Annotated in this window: 15 protein-coding genes; 8 read left to right on the forward strand and 7 right to left on the reverse strand. The window is 62.9% G+C overall.

What is annotated here, in order from left to right:
- From ACESY8_RS16620 to ACESY8_RS16635, 4 genes are all read left to right on the forward strand, one after another.
- Positions 1–912 (forward strand): hypothetical protein (locus tag ACESY8_RS16620; protein ID WP_498794875.1); only part of this gene is annotated, 912 nt, incomplete at its 5' end.
- Position 913: 1 nt separating this feature from the next.
- Positions 914–1798, forward strand: a complete 885-nt coding sequence (locus tag ACESY8_RS16625; protein WP_152970541.1) for a hypothetical protein — start codon at positions 914–916, stop codon at positions 1796–1798.
- Between the two features lie 121 nt (positions 1799–1919).
- A complete protein-coding gene (htpG, locus tag ACESY8_RS16630) occupies positions 1920–3842 on the forward strand; it encodes a molecular chaperone HtpG (protein WP_054339550.1) in 1923 nt (640 codons plus the stop codon).
- A 17-nt stretch (positions 3843–3859) separates the two neighbouring features.
- Positions 3860–4075, forward strand: a complete 216-nt coding sequence (locus ACESY8_RS16635; RefSeq protein WP_007488800.1) for a hypothetical protein — start codon at positions 3860–3862, stop codon at positions 4073–4075.
- A gap of 221 nt (positions 4076–4296) precedes the next feature.
- Here ACESY8_RS16635 and ACESY8_RS16640 read toward each other — a convergent pair whose 3' ends face one another.
- The 3 genes from ACESY8_RS16640 to ACESY8_RS16650 form a co-directional block, all read right to left on the reverse strand.
- Entirely contained in the window at positions 4297–6276 is a 1980-nt protein-coding gene (locus ACESY8_RS16640) for an oxidoreductase (protein ID WP_498794876.1), read from the reverse strand.
- 41 nt (positions 6277–6317) lie between these two features.
- Positions 6318–7670, reverse strand: a complete 1353-nt coding sequence (locus tag ACESY8_RS16645) for an APC family permease (protein WP_044938890.1) — start codon at positions 7668–7670, stop codon at positions 6318–6320.
- Positions 7671–8212: 542 nt separating this feature from the next.
- On the reverse strand, positions 8213–10216 hold the full coding sequence (locus tag ACESY8_RS16650; RefSeq protein WP_054339551.1) for a helix-turn-helix domain-containing protein: 2004 nt from the start codon (positions 10214–10216) through the stop codon (positions 8213–8215).
- A 332-nt stretch (positions 10217–10548) separates the two neighbouring features.
- On the opposite strand from ACESY8_RS16650, the gene ACESY8_RS16655 reads away from it, so the two are divergent.
- The gene (locus ACESY8_RS16655) at positions 10549–14160 is read left to right on the forward strand and encodes an S-layer homology domain-containing protein (RefSeq protein ID WP_434307882.1); all 3612 of its coding nucleotides are present in this window, start codon (positions 10549–10551) and stop codon (positions 14158–14160) included.
- Between the two features lie 188 nt (positions 14161–14348).
- Entirely contained in the window at positions 14349–15338 is a 990-nt protein-coding gene (locus ACESY8_RS16660; protein ID WP_007491332.1) for a diaminopimelate dehydrogenase, read from the forward strand.
- A gap of 8 nt (positions 15339–15346) precedes the next feature.
- Here the strand turns inward: ACESY8_RS16660 and ACESY8_RS16665 are convergent, their stop codons facing one another.
- Together ACESY8_RS16665 and ACESY8_RS16670 are read right to left on the reverse strand one after the other, a co-directional pair.
- Positions 15347–16279, reverse strand: coding sequence for a D-2-hydroxyacid dehydrogenase (locus tag ACESY8_RS16665; protein WP_054339567.1), 933 nt, complete (start codon positions 16277–16279; stop codon positions 15347–15349).
- A gap of 204 nt (positions 16280–16483) precedes the next feature.
- Positions 16484–19231, reverse strand: a complete 2748-nt coding sequence (locus tag ACESY8_RS16670) for an S-layer homology domain-containing protein (RefSeq protein WP_054339566.1) — start codon at positions 19229–19231, stop codon at positions 16484–16486.
- A 392-nt stretch (positions 19232–19623) separates the two neighbouring features.
- Between ACESY8_RS16670 and ACESY8_RS16675 the strand changes: the two genes are divergently transcribed.
- Both ACESY8_RS16675 and ACESY8_RS16680 read left to right on the forward strand, forming a co-directional pair.
- The gene (locus tag ACESY8_RS16675) at positions 19624–20958 is read left to right on the forward strand and encodes an enolase C-terminal domain-like protein (protein ID WP_054339565.1); all 1335 of its coding nucleotides are present in this window, start codon (positions 19624–19626) and stop codon (positions 20956–20958) included.
- A 246-nt stretch (positions 20959–21204) separates the two neighbouring features.
- Positions 21205–23082, forward strand: coding sequence for a PrpR N-terminal domain-containing protein (locus ACESY8_RS16680; protein ID WP_204681509.1), 1878 nt, complete (start codon positions 21205–21207; stop codon positions 23080–23082).
- 164 nt (positions 23083–23246) lie between these two features.
- Here the strand turns inward: ACESY8_RS16680 and ACESY8_RS16685 are convergent, their stop codons facing one another.
- Positions 23247–24119, reverse strand: a complete 873-nt coding sequence (locus tag ACESY8_RS16685; protein ID WP_498794877.1) for a hypothetical protein — start codon at positions 24117–24119, stop codon at positions 23247–23249.
- Between the two features lie 187 nt (positions 24120–24306).
- Positions 24307–24617: hypothetical protein (locus ACESY8_RS16690; RefSeq protein ID WP_498794878.1), on the reverse strand; the 311-nt coding region annotated here is incomplete at its 5' end.

Here is a 24617-nt window from a genome sequence, read left to right on the forward strand (position 1 = left end):
GCCGAGCTGCCCACCCCGGTCACGGAGGAGGAACTGCCCGCCCTCTATGAGGCCGAGGGCTATACGGTGACGGAGGTGCGCGGCTATCTGGACGACTTTGTGGTGGAATACACCTACGGCGGCAGTGAACCCCGCCTTCTGGACTGGGTGTTCGGAGAAACCGGCCGCCGGGTGTACCTGACGGGTCTGGACGCCGATGCTTCCTATCAGATCACCGGCCCAGGCGAGGTGCGCTTTACCACCGGCGGTGTCAGCTCCTCCACCCCCTGGAAAGGGCTGCCCGAGTCGGGTACCGTGCGGGTGCTGGTGGACGCCTACGGCCGGGTGCCGGAGGACGCCGTTCAGACCACCCTGGATACTGTGGAAACCTGGCTGGACCCGGCGGAGCCCTTCTACATGGGCTGGTGGGAGAACGGCCGCCCCGATACTGAAAGCGGCCGGTTTGAGCAGGTGTACGACGCCCGCATCGATGCCGACGGCCTGTCCTTCTCCTTCATCCCCAACGGGGACAGCCAGGAGCTGTTTGAGGGGTTCTTCCCGGCGGCCACCACCATTCCCAGCTTCGAGACCAGCTTTGATCCAGATCGCCGGGTGTTCACCCTCCGCCTCCACAACACCTGCCTGGAGAGCGGCGGCGCGGAAACTGATGAGATAGAGGAATGGATCGGTGAGGGGACATATCCAAAGGACCTCTATCCCTATTCCTTCCCGGCGGGCTCCCTGGGCCGGGACAGCCACTTCCTGCGGGATGTCACCATCGCCGAGGACGGGGAGGACGTGGTGGTGACCGCCGTCCTGACGGAGCGCGCCTACCGCTTCACAGTGGAGACCTCCAACCTGGGCTTCGACAACATCCCCTCCTTCCGCATCGTATTCCGGGAGAAGAATCTTGACTTAGATGGGCGGGATTGATGTGAAACGATACCTGGCGCTCGTTCTGCTGCTGGCCCTCTGTCTGGCCGCCTGCACACCGAAGGCCCCGGCGGAGACCGCCCCGCCGCCGGAGGCCGGTTCGATCCGGCCGGAGACGCCCGCCCCGGTGTGGGGCGAGCAGGTCTTTCAGCGGGACTATGCCGGCGAGGAATCCAACGCGGACGCGCCGGAGGGGGTGGTGGTCTCCCTGCGCTTTGTCATGCCCTGCATCGAAAACGCCGGGGAGAACCCCGTCTGGCAGAGTCTAAACGAAGACTTCTCCATACTGGGAGAGGGGTGGCTGGAAAAGGGCCTGGAGTACTGGAGCACTCCAGGCCTGGAGCCCGGCGGGGACTATTCCGTGGAGAGCGTCTACACCATCCAGCGGTGCGACCGCTTCCTGAGCGTCCGCTACCAGCGCACCGAGGCGCTGGCGGGTGAGCCCGCGGTCACTGTCTCCGGCAGCCTCTTTGACCTGTCCACCGGCAAAGCCCTTACCCTGGACTCCTTACTGCGGGTTCCGGCCGAGAAGGGGATGGACGCTCTTCTGGATGCTCTGGACGGTCTGGAGGACGGCCCGTACGGCCGGGCATATTTTGAGAGCTACTGGGATGTCAACGCCTTCTACCTTACGGAAGACCACCTTGTGCTCCTCTTCCCGGTCTATGCGGACGGCGCTACCTCCCCCACCGCCACCCTGGAGCGCCCCATCCCCCTGGATCGCCTCCGGGGGCTGCTCAGCAGCGCCTTCCCGGAGCTCTGTCCGGCTGACCCTGCTCCCCAGCCCTCCGCCCCGGCGGCGGAGCCGCACGCATTCACCCCGGAGGAGATCGGCCGGGTCAACGGGACGGCGAGTCCTGGCACATCCGCTCCCACCGAATTGTAAACAATCCTTGAACCCTCTTGCAATTTTTCATGCGAAGGATTATGATAGCGTTAGCACTCAGAAAGTTCGAGTGCTAACGCTCTTTGTTTACAAAACCGTTTGAGATACAGGAGGCATTGTCATGGCAAAGAAACAGTTCAAGGCCGAGTCCAAGCGGCTGCTGGATCTGATGATCAACTCCATCTACACCCACAAGGAGATCTTCCTGCGGGAGCTGATCTCCAACGCCAGCGACGCGGTGGACAAGCTGGCCTACAAGGCCCTCACCGACGATCAGGTGGGGCTGAACCGCTCCGACTTCAAAATTACCCTCACCCCCGACCAGATTGCCCGCACCCTGACCATCTCCGACAATGGCATCGGCATGACGAAGGAGGAGCTGGAGCAGAACCTGGGCACCATCGCCCGCAGCGGCTCCCTCCAGTTCAAGCAGGAGCTGGCCAAGCAGGAGAACGGCGGGGAGCACACCACCGACATCATCGGCCAGTTCGGCGTGGGCTTCTACTCCGCCTTCATGGTGGCCGACCACGTCACCGTCACCTCCAGGGCCTACGGCTCCGACGAGGCGTGGCAGTGGGCCTCCGACGGCGCGGACGGGTACACCCTCACCCCCTGCGGGAAGGAGAGCGCTGGCACCGACATCGTGCTCCACATCAAGCAAAACACCGAGGACGACCACTACGACGAGTACCTGGAGCAGTACCGCCTGGCCGAGCTGGTCAAAAAATACTCCGACTACATCCACTACCCCATCGTCATGCTCATGCACAAGTCCCGCCAGAAGCCCCGCCCCGAGGACGCCGGCGACGACTACAAGCCCGAGTGGGAGGACTTCGACGAGTGGGAGACCCTCAACTCCATGGTCCCCCTGTGGCAGCGGCCCAAGAGCGAGGTCACGGCGGAGGAGTACAACCAGTTTTATAAGGAGAAGTACGGCGACTGGGAGGATCCCCTGAGCGTGGTGCACGTGTCCGCCGAGGGCGCGGTGGAGTACAAGGCCATGCTCTATATCCCGGCCCACGCCCCCTATGACTTCCACTCCCGGGAGTACCAGAAGGGCCTCCAGCTCTACTCCTCCGGCGTGCTCATCATGGACAAGTGCGCCGATCTGCTGCCCGAGCACTTCCGCTTCGTCAAGGGCGTGGTGGACTCCCAGGACTTCTCCCTCAACATCTCCCGTGAGATGCTCCAGCACACCCGCCAGCTCAAGGTGATCGCGGGCAACCTGGAGAAGAAGATCAAGGCCGAGCTGCTCCGCCTCCAGAAGGATGACCGGGAGAAGTACGAGACCTTCTGGAAGGCCTTCGGCACCCAGATCAAGGTGGGCGTGGTGAGCGACTACGGCGCCCATAAGGAGCTTTTGAAGGATCTGCTGCTCTTCTTCTCCTCCAAGGAGGGCAAGCTCACCTCCCTGGCCGAGTACAGGGCCCGCATGCCGGAGGAGCAGAAGTACATCTACTACGCCTGCGGCGAGGACGCCGGGCAGCTTGCCAAGCTCCCCCAGGCCGAACGCATCCGGGACAAGGGCTATGAGATCCTCTACCTCACCGACGAGCCCGATCAGTTCGTCATCGACGCCCTGGGCGCGGTGGACGAGGTGGCCTTCAAGTCGGTGGACGACGCCGACGCCCTCCCCGAGACCGACGAGGAGAAGGCCGCCCTGGAGCAGAAGGCCGAGGAGAGCAAGCCCGTGCTGGACTTCCTCAAGGAGACCCTGGGCGACGCCATCAAGGAGGCCCGGGTGTCCAAAATCCTGAAGAGCGGCGCGGTGTGCCTCACCGCCGACGGCCCCATCACCCTGGAGATGGAGAAGTATTTCCAGCGGGTGGACCCCGAGAACGCCAAAAGCATGAAGGCCCAGCGGGTGCTGGAGCTCAACCCCGACTCGGCGGCCTTCGCCGCCCTCAGCCGGGCGGTGGAGAGCGACCGGGACAAGGCCGCCCGGTACGCGAAGCTCCTCTACGCCCAGGCTCAGCTCATCGCCGGCCTGCCTCTGGAGGACCCCGCCGGCTACACTGAGCTGGTGTGCTCGCTGATGAACTGACGACAGGAGGACACGCCGTGGTTGTGCAGAAGAAAGTCCCTTCGGTGGAGGCGCTGGAGCGTCTTCACCGCCTAGCCTACTCCGTTCCTGACGAGGTTCAGGTCCGCTCCCTGGACGGCGCCATCGCTATCGACGCCAAATCGTCCATGGGCCTGTTCGCTCTGGACTTTTCCCAGCCGGTAGAAATCCTCACCGACTCCCCGGCGGTGCTGGCCGAGCTGGAGTGCTGGTGAGTCCGCCGCGCCAGGCTTTGCTTTGCCCGGGACCGGATAGCGGCGGCGTTCCGCCGGATACACTGCAAGACCGCCTCCGCCTATGAGCGGAGGCGGTCTTGTTTGCCTGCGCGGTTCTCCTCTAGAAATAAGTTCCGGGGCCCGGCACATGTGCCGGCCCCCGGAATGGGATCTTCTCTCATTGGGGCGTCAGGATGCCGTCTCAGACCTCCATGGCCGCGTCATAGCCCTCGCGGACCGCCTCCAGGATCTGGCGGGGCCGCTTGGCCCACCATGCGGAACTCGCTGGAGACCGGCTCCAGGGCCAGGGCCTCCGCCCGGAGGGGCGCCATGCCGGCGGACAGGATGACGGTGTCGGCGTCAAGCGTGAGCTCCTTGCCGTCCGCGTCTCTGCACACAATGCCGTGGTCATGGATCCCGGTACAGGTGGTCCTGCACAGGATTGTGACCTGCTCGGCGTGATCCTTGAGCTCCATCATCAGGGCGGGCTTGTGGATGGAGTTGGCGTCGCGGGCCACGTCAATGCCCATCTCCACCAGGGTCACCTGCTTGCCCTGCATGGCCAGCTCCAGAGCGGCCTCGGTGCCAGCCAGGCCGCCGCCGACGATGACCACCTTCTGCCCGACCTGTACCTTGCCGTCATACATGTCCATGATGGGATGGGCCTTCTCCACACCGGGGATGGGGGGAATCAGGGCCTTGGAGCCCACGGCGGCAATGCAGAAGTCGGGGGCGATGACCTTTACCAGCTCGGGGGTGACCTCGGTGTTCAGCCGGATATCCACGCCCATGCGGACGGCCTTGGCAATCATATAATCCACATACTGCTGGGTCTCCCGCTTGAAGGGCACCTTCCGGGCGTAGCGGAGCAGGCCGCCCAGCGTGCCGGTTTTCTCGCAGAGGATGACCTCATGCCCCCGATCCTTGGCGACAATGGCCGCCTCCAGTCCGGCGGGGCCTCCGCCGGCAATGAGCACCCGCTTGGGCGTGGTGGGCAGGAAGGGGAACACCTCGTCCTCCGGCCGGTCCAGGGTGGGGTTGATGGCGCACTTGGTGATGCGGGTCTGGTAGTTGGCGATGCAGGCGTTGCAGCGCAGGCAGGGGCGGATCTCCTCCTCCTGGTTCCTCTTGAGCTTGTTGACAAACTGGGGGTCGGCGTTGACCGCGCGGCAGACGGCGATCATGTCCACCTTCCCGGCGGCCAGGATATCCTCGATCTTCTTGGGATCCCGGTGGGCGCCCACGCTCACCACATGGGAGTGCTTCACGTGCTTCTTGATCTCCTCGGCCAGGTAGAGGTTGTGGCCCTCCTCCTTGAACATGCCGGGCACCATCAGGCACTCGGTCTCCGGGAAGTAGAAGTTGCAGGCGGAGACATGCAGCAGATCGGCCTTGCCGTCCATCAGCTTGGCAAACTCCACGCCCTCCTTCAGGGTGTAGCCGCCCTCCACGTACTCGGTGCCGCTGAAGCGCACCTCGATGAGGAAGTCCTCGCCGCAGTACTGGCGGATGCGGTCGATGATCATGAGCAGCAGGCGGGCCCGGTTCTCCAGGCTGCCGCCGAAGCGGTCGGTGCGGTGGTTGGTCAGCGGGGAGAGGAACTGGTGGATGAGCCAGCCGTGGCCGGCGTGGATCATGGCCATCTCGAAACCGCAGGTCTTGGCCTGCTCGGCGGCGCGGCCGAAGGCGTCCACCACGGTCTCGATCATCTCCTCGGTCATGAAGAGCACCTCGCCCTTGCGGTAGACCGGCTCATCGGAGGCGGACTGGTCGGACAGGGGGGCGATGGTCTTGGTCTCGTCAAAGTTGATGTAGTCAGGGCCCCAGGCCTGGACGCCCGCGCTGGCCCGCAGCATGCCGGCGTGGTTGAGCTCAATGCTGGCAACGGCGCCGTAGCGGTGGATCTCGTCGGCGATGCGGGTCAGGAAGGGCAGGTTGTCCTCGTGCCCCGCCAGGATCTTTGGGGAGGCCAGCTTGCCGGAGTCCTCGCCGCTGGGGTCGACAATACAGTCGCCCAAGGTGACTACGGCGGCGCCGCCCATGGCCCGCATGCGGAAGAACTGCATATCCCGCTCGGAGGGGTGGCGCTCCGGGGTGGTATCCAGGTCGAACACGGAGATGGGCGCGATCTCAATGCGGTTTTTCAGGGTGATTCCCCGGATGGTCAGAGGGGTAAATATGTGCTGATATGTTCTGTCCATACAATAAGAACTCCTTCTGAATAAAATAGACGATCCCTGCATTACAGCTTTTCATAGCTCTTGACGGGCTTGACGGCGCCGCTTCTGTAGCGGAGCTGGGCGAAGAGAATCCCCACAATGGTGATGATGACCAGAATGACCGCCTGGGGCATGCTCATCTGGAAGAAGAGCACCAGCACCATGACCACGCAGGATACGCCGCCCAGAATGGACTTCAGGTAGAGCTTGCTCTTGCTGCAGCGGAAGGCGGAGACCTCCCACAGCTCCGGCATGCGCTGGGGGATAAATACGGTGCCGAAGCAGATGAAGGCGAACAGAATGTTGCTGAGCACCACGGCGGTGTCGGCGATCATGCTGATCTGCAGGCCGGTCAGGATGGGAATGAGGCCCACGATGTAGAAGCCCACCAGGATAATGACGGGGGTCTTGAACTTGGGGTGAATGTAGCCGATCTTATGGGGCAGCCAGCCGTCGTTGCAGGCCTGTAGGATGGGCTTGGTGATCCATGCGAAGGTGGCGTTCAGAGTCGTAGTCAGGGCCAACAGGGCGCCGCCGATGACGAAGAACAGGAACACGGGAGTGGGCATGATCGCCCTGGCCACCAGGTCCAGAGGCTGGTTGGCCGTCTCGGAGACGGGGAGCACGCCGCCGGCCACCATGGCAATCAGGGCATAGAAGATTGCGATGGCAATGGTAGCCACCAGGATGACCTGGGGCAGATCCTTGGTGGGGTTCTTGGCCTCTGCACTCAGGTTGACCATGTCGATGCCGCCGGCGGTGGCCCAGGTCAGCAGCACGGCGCAGGTGATGATGCCCATGGGGCCGGCGGGGGCAAAGTCCACTGTAAACAGGGTGCTGTAGTCCACCTTGGGCAGTCCGAACACGATGAAGCAGGTCATGGCCAGAGCCAGCACGATATCCATGACGATCTCCAGCTTGGCCGCGCCCTCAATGCCCAGCAGGTTGGTAATGAAGAATACGGTCAGGCAGGCCACCGCCACGGGGACAATGGGCACCTGCGGCAGCACGCCCTGGAGATACTGGGCGAAGCTGATGGCGTACATGGCCAGGGAGACGTTGGAGGCAAAGAAGATGACGATGTAGAAGCCGGCGAACTTGGGACCCCACAGGGTGCCCATCATGGAGTAATAGCCGCCGCGGAAGCGGGCGGTACCCGCCATCACGATGAAGGGCAGGGCCTGGAGCAGAATGAAGACGGCGGAGAGCAGAATCCCGATCCACGCCGACTTGCCCGTGTACCCGATGCCGATTCCGATCAGCGAAAACACGCCGGAGCCGATCACATGGCCGAAGGCGATGGAGTACAGCTCCCTTTTCCCCAGCGTCCGGTTCAGATCCTCTGTTGTCAGCATTTTCTTTTCTTTGTTTTCCATGGACAATCCTCCTCTACTTATTGGTCGGCCTGTGCCGACCGTTCCCTGTCCGGGACTCCGCCTGCACACAAACCGGAGTCCCTCCTCCGACCCGCGGGGACCGGAAACGCCACAGGCCTTTCGTTCAAGCCGCAGGACGGCAGTGCCCCCGCAGCCTCAAGCGCATATTCGAAATCCATGGGTTACATCTGTTTTCCTTCTCCCTCGGCAAAAGGCTCCTTTCCCTTTAAATTAGACCAGACTCGACCTATTTTTTATTCCGATTGCAATCTTCATATGTTAAGTATAGAAAACTTGATACAGAAAAATAGCCCCTTCCCTGCGGATATTTTGGGGGTTCTGCTAAAATAAAACCGGCTGCATCCCGGAAAAATACAACAAAAAGTACAGCCAACTGACGACCAGTTGGCTGTACTTCTGTTTATATTGTATAGGTTTTCAAACGAGGAAAATCACTGGAATTTTTCAAACAATGTGATGAAAACCCACAATTTTTGCTATAAAAAGAATTCCACAGGATTAGGACGGGCAATCCGAAAACGTTATAGTTTTTCAAAGCACAGCAGCAGGATCTCAAAGGGGGCCAGCTTGAGGGTCAGATGGTAGGCGCCGTCCAGCTCCAGAAGATTCAGGGACATTTCAGGGGCCAGTGTTCCGTTGAGTACCCGCAGCGTCTCTGCGGAAAGTCTATCCGCCAGCGGCAGGGGGAAATCCCGGTACCTGGATGCGTATTCCTCAGAGGTAAGCCGGTACTTCCGGATGGCGAACCGCCCCGTCATGCCCCGGACGCTCAGTGTGACCTCCCGGTTGTAGTCGTGATCCTTCATCAACTCCACAAAGGGGGCCTGTTCCTCGACCCGGGAGCCACCCTCGAACAGCGTGTCGAAGCACGCGTCATAGTGGTAGAGCAGCACCTGGATGTCCTCCCTCCCGGACTGCCTGGCGGCCAGGTACATATCGCCCTGGGCGATTACCGTGTCGCCCAACTGCTCCAGCAGGGAGAGCAGGTGGTAGACCGGGCGCTTGAGCCCCTCCGGGGTCAGCAGGGCCACACCCGAATCCCCGTCCAGCAGCGTGAGCCGGGGCATACGGCTCCCCCGGCTTGAAGCCATGGTGTGGAGGAGGTAGCCCGGCATATAGCCGGAGCCATACAGCGCATTGGCTTCCGGCCGGTGCTCTGCCCCGGTGACGCGCACCGGAAGCCGGCCGGCGGACAGGGCCTCCGCCAGAGTCCTGGCCCGCTCCTCCTCCCCGGGAGCCGCCGGAACGATCACCTCCAGTTCACCGCCGGGCCGCAGAAAACGCTCCCGCAGGGGCTCCAACTCCTCCCTCAGCCCCCGGAGCGGCTCCCCCGGCGGCACACACACCCGCAGCCTCATTCTCAGCGACCACAGATCATTCAGGATATAGTTCAGCACTCTGGGGCTGTTCCGGTAACGGCGCAGAAAGTCCAGATCAAGCGCAACGGTGTCCAGCCCCAGCTCCTCCCGCAGCCGCCGCAGCTCCGGAAAGCAGGTGATGTGGTCGTAGGCGGCACCCGCCAGGCTGACGCACCGGGGCCTCCGGAGGGGCTTCTCCTCATACCGTCCGCCCCAGTCCAGCGAGATTTCCTCCGACTTCCGGCAGAATTTTTGCAGCAGGAGCTCCAGCTCCTGCCCCTCCAGTGCCCTGCAGCTATATGCCTGCACCGCAATGGTGCGGCTCTGGTACCTGCGCCGGTACTGCTGTGGCGTGGTGCGAAAGCTCTTTTCAAAGCTGTCGCTGAAATATTTGTACTTGGAAAAGCCGCATTCGTAGGCGATGGTCTGGAGCCCCTTGCACCCCTCCAGCAGCATGGCCGCCGACTTCTCCACACGGGCCATGTTCAGGAAGGTCCGGAAGCCCACGCCGCAGCCGTTCTTGAGAATGTTGGTCAGGTGGTTGGCGCTGATGTGCTCCATGGCCGCCACATCCTCAATGCGGATAGGTTTGTTGTAGTTGCGGTAGATGTAGTCCGTGATCCGGCGGATGCGCCGGAGCTGGAGCTCGTTTCCCTTGTAGGCGTTGTTGAACTCGGGAAAGCCGCTGCCCAGATAATAGCACTGGAACTCCTTGATGAGAGTGTTGAGAATCTTCTCCCCCACCTCCCTGTAGGCAGCCGTCTCCGTCCCCGTCCGGTCCAGCAGCCTGGGGAGCTGCTTTTTCAGATAGCTGCCCAGCATTTGGATTCCCGCTGTATTGTTCTCCAGGGCACTGTTGGCAAACTGGTAGGTCCGCAGGTCCGGAAACTCCGCCCGGTATGCCTCCACATTGATGTGCAGCAGCATCACCGTCCCCCGGGTGTGGGGATAGGCGCAGAGCCGGTGCAGCTCCCGCGGACAGCTCACGTAAATATCCCCGGCCTTCATGTCCAGCACGTTGTTGACCACTGTGAGCTCAAAGGAGCCCTCCAGGGCAAACATGATCTCCAGAACGTCGTCGTGCATATGAAAGGGGTATTCCTCCACCTCCACGATACTGCACTGCAGCGGTGCATTGTCGGGAAACGCAATTGTCTCATACAGCATGTCCCTTCCGTCCTTTCCGTTGTGCTCCGGCTCCGCGGGTGTCACGGCCAGCCCTTTGGGGGATATTTTACCGTATTTTCAAACTGCTTTCCAGCAAAATCTGGATTTCACTCTGTTTCTCTCTCCGCATGCTTTTGACAGCAGCCCATTGTAAAATATATACAAGAAATTGCATCTACACCTTTCCTATATTGACGTTTTTTCCACCCCATGCTATCCTATTGTCATAGTACTGTTACAGGAAGGGGGATCGATTCCGGTGCAGCAACAGCAGTAAGATTTCTTCCATGGAGGAAGCTTGAGAACCACATTTCATGAAGGAGGCCTCGACCATGACCATGCGTATCCACCGCGCAGTCCGGACCCTCTCCCTTCTCCTGGCTCTGAGCATGCTGCTTTCCGTCAGCGCCATTTCCTCCGCGGCCGAAACGCCCGCCCCTTCCGTACTCACCGTTTCGGATTCTACGCTCGCTTTGGTTGACCGGGATCAAGCCTTTACCGCCACCCTCACCGTAGACGCCTCGGTACTGGGGGACGCCTCTCCCGATGCCTGGGCCGCCGGCCTTACCTGGTACCTCACCCGGGAGGAGGGCTTCCAGGACGGGACGCTCTATCCCTATTACTACCCAGGCGACCGCCTGGACCGCTGGCAGGTCTGGAACAACGGCGAAGGAGGCGACGCACTGTTCACCCTGGGCGATGCAGCCGCGTCGTCCAGCGGCGGCAAGGTCACCGTAACCCTGCCCTTTACCGCCGGTTCCTTTACCGGCATCAACGGCGACTCCTCCAAAAACCGGAATGCCTGGCCCAGCTTCATCGGCACGTACACCCTGTCCGCCCGGAGCGGTGATACCGTAGTGGCGGAGACGGACATGACGGTGAATGCCTATGACAGCTATACCCGCTACGACGACATTGACGAGTCCATCCAGGACATCATCGACGAGGCGCTCCCCGGCCGGTACATCACCGTCACCACCTTCGGCCAGAGCGAGGGCGGCCGGGATCAGTATTACGTCACCCTGTCCGACAGCAAGGCGTCCGTGGACGCCTTCCAGGCCATGAACGCCATCGCCGAGACCGACCCCGCCTCCCTCCAGGACAAGCTGGAGAAGGGCTCCATGGGCGACTACCGCGTGCCCTTCTTCCTTAACAACGTCCACCCCGACGAGGACCCCGGCGTGGACGCCCAGCTCAACGTCCTGCGCGCCCTGGCTACACAGGAGACCGTTACCTACAACACCCTCACCGGCTTCAAGGACAAGAGTGTGGACATCTCGGAGATGTTCGCCCCCGACGTGCTGGACCTGGGCATCACCGGCCTGGGCTCCCAGAAGTTCACCAGGGATGCGGAGGGCAACATTCAGGACAACACCGGCGTCAACGATGCCAGTGAGCTCTATACCATCAGCGGCGACATCACGCTGAAGGTGGATGACATTCTGGACGACATCATCTTTGTCATCTGCCCCAATGAGAACCCGGACGGGCGCACCTACAACACCCGCCGCAACGACAACGGCTTTGATCTGAACCGGGACGCCTCCAACCAGACCCAGAACGAGACTACCAATCTGGTCCAGGTGATCAACGACTGGAACCCGGTGGTATTCGCCGAGCTGCACGGCTACATGACCGAATTCCTGGTGGAGCCCTGCACCCCGACCCACGAGCCCAACCTGGAATACGACCTGCTGGTGAAGAACTTTGCGCTGGGCTCCGAGGCCTTCGGCACGGCTGCCCTGGGCACCATGTCGGCCACCCGGGAGGAGCATCCCGACACCCTGTACTGGTCCTATTACATGCCTCTGCGGGATGACTACGACCCCTCCACCATGCACTGGTCCGCTTGGGACGACCTGTGTACCAACTACGGCCCCAGCTACGCCATGCTCAACTGCGGCTCCCTGGGCTACACCATTGAGACCCCCTATAACAACGAGGCATCCACCGACCTGTTCGAGTACGGCGTCTACGGCCTGATCGACTACGTCATGGAGCACAAGGACGACATCTACCACAACCAACTGGAGTTCTTCCGCCGGGGCATCGAGAACGAAGATCACCGGGACAGCATGGAAAAGTGGTATGTGGATGTGAACAACAAGCAGTTGCAGTCCGATACCTGGCGCGTCCCCTACGAGGAGAACGACAATTATTTCCCCGAGTACTATGTCATCCCCGTGGACGCCGCCTCCCAGCGCGATCCCGCCGACGCCTATGCGATGGGCCGGTTCCTGCTGCGCAACGGCGTAAGGGTATCCTCGCTGGACACGGACACCGCCGTGGGCGGCGTCACCTACAGGGCCGGTTCCCTGGTGGTGGACATGCATCAGGCCAAGCGGAACTACGCCAACGCCGTCCTGTGGGAGGGCGCCGACGCCTCCGCCTCCGGCTTCCCCGATCTGTACTCCGAGTCGGTTACCAACTTCCCCGCCATGCGCGGCTTTGACTGCATCCCCATCGCCGCAGAGGGCGCCTTTGACGGCAAGCTCACCGAGGTGAGCACGGTGACCGGCAGATCCCAGCTCACCGGCACGGCGGGCGACGTGGTCATCCTCTCCAACAACGGCAGCGAGGCGGTCCGCGCGGTCAACGCCCTGCTGGATGCCGGCCGCACCGTAAGCCTCATCACCTCCGGCGACCACAAGGGCGACTTTGCTCTCTCCCTCGCCAGCTACGAGACGGTTGCGGACGACTTTGTGCTCTCCGCCACCCGGACGGCCGAGTCCCCCGCGGCCAGCGCCATCCGGAAGCCCACGCTCTTCCTCGCGGGCCGCTATGACGCATTCTCCGGTGCCAAGCTCACGGAGGGCTACTTCGCCCAGTGGTTCCGCGACGGCTACGGCTTCCAGAACTACCGCAATGTCTACAGCAACGGCACCTCCAACTACGACATAGAGACCTACATCGACCAGCTGGGCTTCACCGTCACCGACGATCCCGCCAAGGCGGATATCATTGTGGGCAACGTAGCCCTAGATCAGGGGGAGAAGGGCGCGGCCGCCGTGGCCGCTGTCAAGGCCGGCACCCCCTACATCGCCACCGGCTCCGACCCGCTGGAGTACATCTCCAAAAACCTGGTCACCGACCTGACCTACACCACCCTGGGCATGGAGGCCCTCCATACCGTCACCTATCCCACCGACAGCCTGATCACCGCCAGCTACGCCGCCGACGGCGACTATGTGCTGTATACCTATAACTGCGGCGTGCTCACCTCCGTCCCCGCCGGGGCCACGGTGCTCATCCAGGCCGCGGAGCAGGACAGCTTTATCGCCGGCTGCTGCCTCAACGAGAACGGAACTCCCATTGACGGCTTTGTGGAGGCCATCGCCCTGGAGCGGGACGGCATGGATCTCACCATCTTTGCCAACTCCGTCAACAACCGCGCCCACCAGCAGGACGACTACCGCTATGTGACCAATGCCATCTACGCCAAAATGAGCACCGGCGGCACCGGGTTCACCGATGTCCCCGCAAGCCATTGGGCCGCCGGCGGCATTGCCTATGCGGTGGAGAACGGCCTCATGACCGGCACCTCCCGCACCACATTTGCCCCCGCCGCCCCAACCACCCGGGGTATGATGATGACCATTCTGGCCCGCCAGGACGGCGTGAGCACCTCCGGCGGCGGCACCTGGTATGAAAAGGGCATGGCCTGGGCCAAGGAAAACGGCATCTCCGACGGAAGCGCCCCCAACGGCTCCATCACCCGCGAGCAGCTGGCCGTCATGCTCTACCGCGCGTCCGGCGCTGACGCCGGCTCTGCGGAGCTGAGCGCCTTTGCCGACAGCAAGGCGGTCTCCTCCTGGGCCGCGGAGGCCATGAGCTGGGCCGTGGAGCAGGGCGTCATCACCGGCAAGAAGGGGAACCTTCTGGACCCCGACGGCACTGCCTCCCGGGCTGAGGTCGCCGTCATGCTCCAAAGATACCTCGGTTGAGCTTCCCTTCCAAAAATGACTGCGCGCGCCGCCTGAGAGACAGGCGGCGCGCGCAGTCTGTTTTTTCCGTTTCTCCCCGGCAGCCCTCGTTTTTGGCCCCTGTCGCGCATAGGATAGAATGGCGGAAGCCGGACGGTTCCCGCCGCCAAATCAAACCGGCGCTGTCCGCCGCCGGGGGAGGAGAGCATATGGATCAGATCCGAATCGGTATCGTGGGCTACGGCAACCTGGGGCGCGGCGTGGAATACGCGCTGCGGCAGAACCCGGACATGGCGCTGGTGGGCGTGTTTACCCGACGCCCGCCCTCCAGCCTCACACTCCAGACGCCCGGCGTACCCGTGTATCCGCTGGACGCCCTGGACGGGATGGAGGGCGCCGTCGACGTGCTGCTGCTCTGCGGCGGCAGCGCCGCCGACCTTCCGGAGCAGAGCCCCAGGTACGCCGGACGCTTTCACCTGGTGGACAGCTTCGACACCCACGCGAACATTCCCGCCCACTTTGCCGCCGTGGACGCCGCGGCCAGGGCCGGCGGGAAGACGGCCATCATCTCCGCGGGGTGGGACCCCGGCCTCTTTTCCCTGGTGCGGGCCCTGGCCGCGGCGGTGCTGCCCTGCGGGGAGAGCTACACCTTCTGGGGCCGGGGGGTCAGCCAGGGCCACTCCGACGCCGTCCGCCGCATCCCCGGCGTCCGGGACGCGCGGCAGTACACCATCCCGGTCCCCGCCGCCCTGGATGCGGTGCGCAGCGGCGCCAATCCGGCGCTGACCACCCGGCAGAAGCACATGCGGGAGTGCTTTGTGGTGGCGGAGGAGGGGGCCGACCGGGCCCGCATCGAGCAGGCGATCATCACCATGCCCCACTACTTTGCCGACTACGACACCACGGTGCACTTTCTCTCTGAGGAGGAGCTGCTCCGGGACCACGGCGGCCTGCCCCACGGCGGCTTTGTCTTCCGCGGCGGCCGCACGGGCCGGCAGGAACAGAACCGGGCCCTGGTGGAATTCAAACTGACGCTGGACTCCAACCCGGAGTTCACCGCCTGTGTCCTGACCGCCTTTGCCCGAGCCGCCTTTCGCCTGGGCCGGGCGGGACAGGCGGGCTGTAAAACCGTGTTTGACATTCCCCCGGCTGCCCTCTCTCCCCTGTCGCCGGAGGAGCTGCGCCGACAGCTTCTGTAGGGGGCGTTTCAGCGAACGCGGTTGCGCAGCGCCTCCCCCGCCAGATAGCGGCGCAGGTTGTCTAGCGCGATGCGGGCGATGCGGCGCTCGGTGTCCGCCAGGTGGTTTCCTCCAGCGGTGTGGGGTGTGATGAGCGCCTTGGGCTGCCGCCACAGCGGATGCTCCGGCGGAAGGGGCTCCGGGTCGGTGACATCCAGGCCCGCGCCCCACAGGCGGCCATCCGCCAGCACCTCCGCCAGGGCCTGACCGTCCACGCAGCTCCCCCGGCCGCCGTTGAGGAGGATGGCGTCCCCCTTCATGCGCAGCAGCCGCGCCTTGTCAAAGAGACGGACGGTGCCGGGGGTTTGAGGCAGCGTGAGGGCCACCACATCCGCCGCGGGGAGCAGCGTATCCAGCGCTTCGAAGCCGTACATGCACTCGATGCCCGCGGCAGGCTTGGCCGGGTCCCGCCGCACGCCGCTGGTGCTGGCCCCCAGGGTCTGGCACAACCGGGCGAAGGAGCTGCCCAGGTCGCCGGTGCCCACCACCAGCACCTGAGCGCCCAGCAGAGTCTTGACAGGGCCCAGGTCCCTCCAAAGCGCCCTGTTCTGCTGGTCCCGGTAACTGGGCAGGCGCTTCATCAGCGCCAGCAGCAGTGCGAACAGGTGTTCTGACACCGAATGGCCATAAGCCCCGGTGGAGCAGGTCAGCGCCGCCTCCGAGGGCAGGACGCCGGGGGCGGTATAGGGGTCCACCCCGGCACTGCGGGTGTGGAGCCAGCGCAGGGCGGTGCTCCCCCGCAGGCACTCCGGCGGCGGGTTGCCCAGAATTACCTGGGCGGACTGCCAGTCCTCCACCGTCAGTCCGTCCCCGTCGGGGTGGAACCGCTGGGGGGCCAGGACGGCAAAGGCCGCCCGCTCCTCCCCGGTCAGGTTAAGCAGATTTAAAATGATGGATTCCATGAACCTTCTCCTCCCTCAGAGGCGTTTTTCACCGCGCAAGACGCAGCGGCGGATACTTACACATCATAGGACCATCCCTCGCCGCGTCCCGCAGCTTCATAAAATTGAACCGCTCGGCAGAAAGGCTAAGTCAATGGCCTGAACATCCTCCCACGTCAGGAATTCACCCCGGCACGCAGCTGGGGAGAATCCCCGAAAAAGGCGTTAGGCCTGGGCGCTCTGCACGTAGCGCATGAGGATGGCGGATACCTCAGCGCGGCTGGCCGTGCCGCCGGGGTCCAGCCGGCCGCCCGATTTACCGGTGATCAGGCCCTGTGCCACCGCCCAGTTCATGGCCTCTCTGGCCCAGGCGCTGACGCCGGCTCCGTCGGCATAGCTGTCCAGCTGGTCCGCGTCCGCCTGTCCGCCGGCGTAGCGGAAGAGAATGGCGGCCAGAGATTCGCGGGTGAGGGCGGCGTCAGGAGAGAAGCCCTTGCCGGTGCCGGTGACGATGCCCTCGGAGGCCGCCCAGCGCACCGCCTCGGTGTACCACTGGTCCTCGTCCACGTCGTCAAAGTCCATGGCATAGTTCACCACGGGGGAGCCCGCCTCCCGCCACAGGGCGGTGACCAGCATGGCGCGGGTCATGGGCTGCCCGGGGGCGAAGGCGGAAGCGCCGGTGCCCTGCAGCAGCCCCTGGCTGGAGACGAACTCCACGGCCCCGGCCGCCCAATGGGTGGCCGGCACGTCGGTGAAGGTTCCGCCGGCGGCGGGCCGGAAGGTGTCGGTCAGATTGTCGGCCAGCTGAATCTCACTGGACTGGTCCAGGGTCACGGTGTAGGTGGCTCCGGACTGGAGCTGGGCCAGCAGGGCCTCGGCCTCTTCCCGGCTGTCCAGGCGCTCGGTACGGAGGATCTCAAACCAGTTGTCGTGGACACTCTCAATGGGGCCTCCGGCGCAACTTCCATCATAGCCGTCGCTGACGCGGGCGCCCACCTGGACATACCAGGCGTCGGGATCGTGGGTAAAGGAATCCTTCAGGATGAAGATGCCGTCGCCCACGTCCTGGCCCTGGGCGTTTTCCACGCCGGAGAGCTTGTCGGTCTGGTTCATATAGCGGTTAAAGCCCTGGATGATCCTACCGCCATCGGTGAGGGTGATCTGGTAGGTGCCTCCCTCGCGGCGGTAGGGACCTGCGGCCTCAATGGTCTGGAGCTCCGCGTCGGTAACGGTGATTTCCGTGCCGAACTCGTCCTTGGGATCTGCCTTCCAGTTCTGGTAGTAATCCTCGTAGGTGATAACCGCCTGGCGCTTTTCCAGGAAGTTTACCCACTCATAGCTGCCGCTGTTCACGGCCTCCAGGAAGGGAATGCCCTTCTCCTCGGCGGCCTTGTTGATCTCCAGCATGGGGTACTGGTTGGTGTGCTGAGGAATCATGTAGTCCGGCTCCACAGTTTGCTGCAGGTAGCGCAGGCCGTACTGGAAGGACAGGCGCAGATAACCCCGGTTCTCCGGGTCGTCGTCGGGGTCGTACTTGGTGTTGCCGTTGACGCCGTAGCCGCCCAGGTAGGAGATAGTGAGCGTCTCGTTGGTGGCAGGGTCGGTCAGCTCGAAGATAAATGAGTCAGTACCGTTGGTGTGGCCGGCGGTAAGAACGGGTTTGATGCGCACGCTGCCGTCAAACTCCATCCACGTATCATTGATGTAGAACTTGTCCACGGCGTTGAGTACCGGGGTATCCTCAATGATACCGGTGATCTCAGGGAAGCCGTAGATATCGTAACCGTAGGTGTCCTCGTAGCACTCGTAAACCACGGGGTCTCCACCGGCGTTTTTGATCATGGTGTCCAGCTCGGCGCCGGTGCCGTACTGATCGCCGTGGCCGTGAGTCAGGAGGATATAGTCAATGTCTCTGGGGTCGAAGCCCATGGCCTCTATGTTCCGCCAGTACTGGTACCCACTGGCGGGCCAGCCCGCGTCTAGGAGGATGAGGGTACCGTCGTCGGCCTGGGTCAGATAGATGGCCACCTCGTTGTCGCCCACGTAGTACAGCCGGTCAGGGATGATGGCAAAGGACTCCGTGGCGGTGAGCCATGCGGCCGCCGTGGGCTTGGCCACAGTTTTGCCGTCGTTCTCGGTCATAAAGCTGTCGATGGGCATGTGGTCAGCGGGGTACAGGTACTTCTCGTCAATGGTGGGCTGGGGGGTGATGTAGTACAGTTCCACCACCTCGGCCTGTTCAGCGTTGCGGTAGTTCTGGTCAAAGACCACCATAACCTGCTGACGGTTGGCGGTCTTGTAGAATTCGCCGTCGGTTTTCTGAGTGACGGGTACGTCGCTGAGCCGCCTAGCCGTGAGGGTGCTGGTGTCGGTGTTGAACTCGTAGACCTTCACGTCCGGGGCCAGGGTGTAGGTCTCGTCAAAGAGATCCAGGTCGCCCACGGTGATCTGATTGCCCGACTTGGCGGTGAGCCAGCCGGTGGCCAGCATGGCGCCGGGTTCGCCGTTCACCGGGGAGAGCTCGGCACCGTACTTCATGGTATCGAAATAGACGGTGCCCAGGTCGGACATGTACGCCGAGTAGATATTTTTGATGTTGATCAGCTCACCCTGTTCGTTGTAGCACAGTTCAATGGTGGAGCCGGCAGCCACCGGATTGTCCGCCACCGTAATGAGCGCCACGTCGGTCTCGGTCATGCCGGTGGGGGTGACCCTCTCGTGCTTGGTGCCCTGGCTGTCGGCGTAGGCTACGTCCAGCGTAACGGTATCGTCGGCGTTGGTCACCGGATCAGAGACCGCAAAAGCAAGGCGAGTACTGGCAAACTCGGTGCTCACTGGCCCGTGCTCCATCTCCGTCCTGCCGGGGGCCTTGACCCGTCCGGGTTCTGCGGCCAGCGCGCCGGGCAGAACCGAAAGGCATATGCATGCGGCCAGCGCCGAGGCAGCGGCTCTCATTTGAATGCGGTGCTTCATACAGAGATTCCTCCTTTTTTCTTGTGGATGGCGTTCGGTCGTGAAGCTAAAGCATTGGAAACACCAGCAGCATATTTGGATCTTACCACCAAACTATTCGGCACTCAAATTCATTTTTTTAATCACTTTAACAGAAAAAGCGGATAAGCGCGCCTGTGGTGGGGTTCGATGCCGCAGGGACAGCAGAATTAGAAACACTATGGCAAAATATCAAAATAAATTAGTTTTCCTAATTGAGCGATCAGTTTAATCCGTTTGCCTTCTTGGGAGTGCCGTGATAAAATGCAGCCACAGTGTCAGGAATGTATTCCGTCCTGAAGGGAGGGCCGGGCCGCTCACTACCGAGGCGTATCCGCCAACTCACCTGAATTGGAACAAAGGAGTGCATTGTAATGGCCAATACCCCCAAAGTGGCCGCCATGGAGGTCTATCCCGTGGCTGGCGAGGACTGTATGGAGCTCAACCTCTCCGGCGCCCACGCCCCCTACTTCACCCGCAACATTGTGGTGCTCACTGACGACCGGGGCAATACCGGCATTGGCGAGGTCCCCGGCGGCCAGAAAATCACCCGCGCCCTGGAGAACGTGAAGCACCTGGTGGAGGGCACCAGCGTGGCCGACTACAAGATGACCCTGCGGAGGCTCAACGAGTGGCTCACGGCCAATATTAAGGACGACGTGCGGGGCCAGCAGACCTTTGACCTGCGCACCGGCGTGCACGTGGTCACCGCGGTGGAGACTCCCCTGCTGGACCTACTGGGCCAATATCTGGAGGTGCCCATGGCCGCCCTGCTGGGCGACGGCATCCAGAGGGACAGGGTCCGCTTTCTGAGCTATCTGTTCTACGTGGGCGACCGCAAAAAGACCGATCTGCCCTATCACTCCGAGCCCGACTCCGACTGCGACTGGTACCGCCTGCGCCATGAGGAGGCGCTGACCCCCGACGCCATCGTGGCGCTGGCCAGGGCCACCTATGAGAAGTACGGTTTCGAGGACTTCAAGCTCAAGGGCGGTGTGCTGGAGGGCAGGGAGGAGCTGAAGGCCGTCCAGGCTCTGAAGGAGGCCTTCCCCAAGGCCCGCATCACCCTGGACCCCAACGGCGGCTGGCTGCTGAAGGACGCGCTGGCCCTTGCCCCTGAGCTGAAGAAGGTTCTGGCCTACTGTGAGGATCCCTGCGGCGCCGAAGGCCGCTTCTCCGGACGCGAAATTATGGCGGAGTTCCGCCAGGAGAGCGGCATGCCCACCGCCACCAACATGATTGACACCGACTGGCGGGAGATGCGCCACTGCATCGCCCTGCGCAGTGTGGATATCCCCCTGGCCGACCCTCACTTCTGGACCATGGCGGGCTCCGTCCGGGTGGGCCAGATGTGCAATGATTTCGGCCTGATGTGGGGCTGCCACTCCAACAACCACTTCGATATCTCCCTGGCCATGATGACCCAGTGCGCCGCGGCGGTGCCCGGCAAGCTCAACGGCATCGACACCCACTGGATCTGGCAGGAGGGGCTGGAGCGCCTGACCAGGGCACCGCTGCAGATCGTGGACGGCTGCATCAATCTGCCGGAGCGGCCCGGCCTGGGCGTGGAGCTGGACCGGGAGCAGCTCCAGAAGGCCCACCAGCTCTACCTGGACAACTGTCTGGGCGGCCGGGACGACGCCGTTGGCATGCAGTACCTGATCCCCGGCTGGACCTTCGATCCCAAGCGCCCCTGCCTGGTCCGCTGATTTCCGGTTTCCCTGCGATTCCACATATCGTTTCAGAGACACGGGGCGGCCGGGACGGATTTTCTCTGTCCCGGCCCCGCCGTTTGATTTCATGCCAAAGGGAACCCTGGCAGCTCCCTTCACACGCTCCTTCTCTCTGAACCCTCTGGCATGAGATTTTTCAGCCGCGCCATCTCCCGCTTTACAATCTTTACAACCGGCCTTTCCTTGGGGTAAGATGAGAACGAAGCAGAAGGAGGAATCGACATGGCGAGATTTGCGCTCCTGCTCCCCCGTGAGGAGATGGTGGAGCCCGCCGGGCGGATCGCCCGGGAGCTGGAGATGGATGTGGTGCTCAACCAGTCCGTCCCCACCGAGCGGATTCTAGACCTCATGGAGGATTGTCGGCGCACAGGCGCCGACATCCTGGTGGCCCGAGGCCGCCAGGCGTCCATTCTCAAGGAGCACACCGACTTCCCGGTGGTGGAGATCCAGCTCACCGGCCTGGAGATCGCCCGGCTGCTCCACCGGGCCCGCAGCCTGGTCTCCCATCTGGAGCGGCCGAAGATCGGCGTGGTGACCATCCCCAACATGGTGGGGAATATTCAGGTCTTTGAGGAGATTTTCGACATAGAGCTGCACACCTATTTTATCTCCGGCCTGTCGGAGATGGAGCGCGGGGCGGAGCAGGCGGTGGCCGACGGGATGGATGTCATTCTGGGCGGCGACTTTGTCAATGCCTACTGCCGCCGGCTGGGCAAGCGCACCCTCTTTTTCGACGGGACGGAGGACTCCCTGCGCACCAGCCTGCTCCACGCCCGCAACGTGGGGCAGGTCGCCGACGCCGAGCGCCGCAACACGGCCCACCTGCAAGTTCTGCTGGACTACTCCTTCAACGGGATTCTGGAGCTGGATGCCCGGGGAATCATCGTCCAGAGCAACGACGTGGCCTGTAAGATCCTGGAGCAGGAGCGGGAGAAGCTGGTGGGACTCCCTCTTTCCACGCTGATGCCCCGGGAGGACGCCGAGTTCTGGGCCGACGCGCTGGCCCAGCGGCGGGAGCTCTACTTCTCCGTGCTCAACGTGGCGGGGGTGCACGTGGTGGCCAATGCCGCCCCCGTGGCGGACTGGGACGCCGGGGAGGGCATGGTATTTTCCTTCTATGAGATGCAGAAGATGGAGCGCCAGGGAGAGCGGGCTCTGCGGGAACGCTACCGGCTTCAGCGCTATCTGGCTCACGGCCGGTTTGAAGACGTGAACCACACCAGCCGGGAGATGTCCCGCCTGGTAAAGCTGGCCCGCACCTTTGCCGAAACCGGGCAGCCCATCCTGGTCTACGGCGAGGTGGGCAGCGGCAAGTCCCTCTTTGCCCAGAGCATCCACAACGCCAGCCCCTGCTCCAAGGGCCCCTTCGTGACCTTCGACTGTGCGGCCCACTCCCCTGAGCAGGAAGCCGCCCTGTCCCGGGCGGGCAAGGCGGCGGACACCGGGACGCTCTATCTGGACAACCTGGACCAGCTCACGCCCGGCGGGCAGCGGGTGCTCTGCCGTCTGCTCCGCGAGGGCGTGGTGCATGTGCAGGGCGAGAACACCCCCACCCCGGTGGCGGCGCGGGTCATCGGTTCCCTGACCGGGGACCTGGCTCCCAAGCTGGAGGCCGGCGTCTTTCAGCCCGAGCTCTACTATCTGCTCACCCCCCTGCGGCTGAGCCTGCCGCCCCTGCGCACCCGCCCGGACGATCTGAACCAGGCCATCGACATGTGCCTGGACGACTGCGTGGTGAAGTTCAACCGCTATGTGGTGCTCACCAGGGAGGCCCGGCGGCTGCTCATGGACTACCCCTGGCCGGGCAACTACATCCAGCTCCGCGCCTTTCTGGAGCGCATGGTGCTCACCGCCCCCGCCCGCACGGTAAACGACGGCTATGTGCGCTCCCTGCTGGAGGAGCTCTATCCCCTCCCGGTGGTCCGCGCCCAGGGGCAGGCCCTCCCCGCCGCCGTCTCCCCCGAGGCCGCCCGGCTGGCGAAGGTGCTCTCCCGCAACGGCGGCAGCCGGGCCGCGGCCGCCGCCGAGCTTGGCATCAGCAAAACCACCCTCTGGCGGCGGATGAAGCAGTATGGCATCCGCGACCGATTCGAGGGCTGACCGAACAGCAGACAGGGTGCGCCCCCCGGCGATACCGGGGGGCCGCTTTCAGCGGCACGGCCATGAAATCAAAGCGCATGGGCCTGGACGGCCCATATGCGCATAAACTTCATGCGCCACAAGCCTTTGCCCGTTTTCGTGGTGCACTCTTGGCGCATGAAGTTTTATACCAGGGCGTCCGAGGCCTTGAGAATTCCGTCCAGCTCGGGGAGAAAATCCACCTCGGCCACGGCGGCGCTCGGCGGGACGCGGCTGGATACTTTCTGGCCCAGGATACGGTTGGTGACAAAGACATGGAGGCGGTCTCCCTGGACGCAGACGGCCAGGGGCTTGTCGGTGGCGGCGGACAGCCGGCGCAGGGCGGCGAGGAAGGCGTCACCGGGCACGTCGGGGTTGCCCTCCGGCCGGAGGGCAAACCAGGTGCCGTCCTCCATCCAGCCGGGGCCGAAGCCCACCACCCGCCGCAGCCCGCTCTCCCGGCGCAGCATGGCGTCCCGGGACGGCTTCATCATCACCCGCTCGTGGATGAGCCGCCAGTCCAGCCCGGTGTCCTTCCCCAGCTCCACCGTCACCCAGGTGCCCACTACGAACTCGTGGTGGGTTTTCCCCTCCATGGAGAAGGAATGGGTAAACCCGGCGTCACCCAGACGCACACGGCGGCCGTGGTAGGTACCGGAGCCGCCCTCCCGCACCAGGACGGAGCCCTTGCCGTCGTTGGCGGCGATCAGGCGGGCGCGGCGCAGCTCCCCCTCCTCCAAGGTGGGCGCTTCGGTGTGGCGGGCGTCCTGGAGGCGCCGGGCCAGGGTACACTGGCCGCAGGCGTGGACAAAGGCCCGCTGGTAGGCCTTCCCCGCCCTCCGTACCACCACCAGGTGGTAGACCAGGCTGGCCGCCACCAGCGCCAGGGTAACGCGCTTGTCCACAAAGAAGAAGACCAGCGCCAGGACGGCCGCTGCCAGATAACCCAGGTAGAGCAGGCGCAGGCGGCGGTATTGGCGGATGAGGCCGCTTACCAGCTCCGCAGATTCTGATTTCATGGTGTGACACTCCTTTTGACCAGAACGGTACAAAAACTTTGTATTCATGTTCAGTGTAACAGATATTTTTGTTCCGCACAAGGAGCAGCAGGCGGAGGGTGAACCGCACCCGCCCTTATCTGTTTTGCACAAATTTTACTTGTTTTTTCTGAGAAACTATAAAAATCAACCGATGTTTTCTATAAATTTACAGTTCAAAGCGAAACAAATATTCCATATTTGAAACGCAGAACGGGTATTTTTGAAATCTTAAATTCATTTTTCTGAAACCCACACAGAGTTTACAAATTTGCTCTCCCATTTCATTGCCTTTTGCGAATGGAAAACCCGCGCCGCGGCCTGCTATCATAGTGCCACGGTAGTGAAGCGCCCCCATCCCCCGCAAGCAAGCACGGAACATCCCCAGTGAATGAACCGAACGAAAGTCTGCAAATAAAAAGTCAAGCCTCTGAATGAAAAAATCCTCATTGGAAAACAGGGCAGGCAAAAAAGGCCAAC

Origin of the sequence: Clostridium sp. ATCC BAA-442 (assembly GCF_964239415.1) — a bacterium.
Taxonomy (GTDB): Bacteria; Bacillota; Clostridia; order Oscillospirales; family Oscillospiraceae; genus Flavonifractor; species Flavonifractor plautii.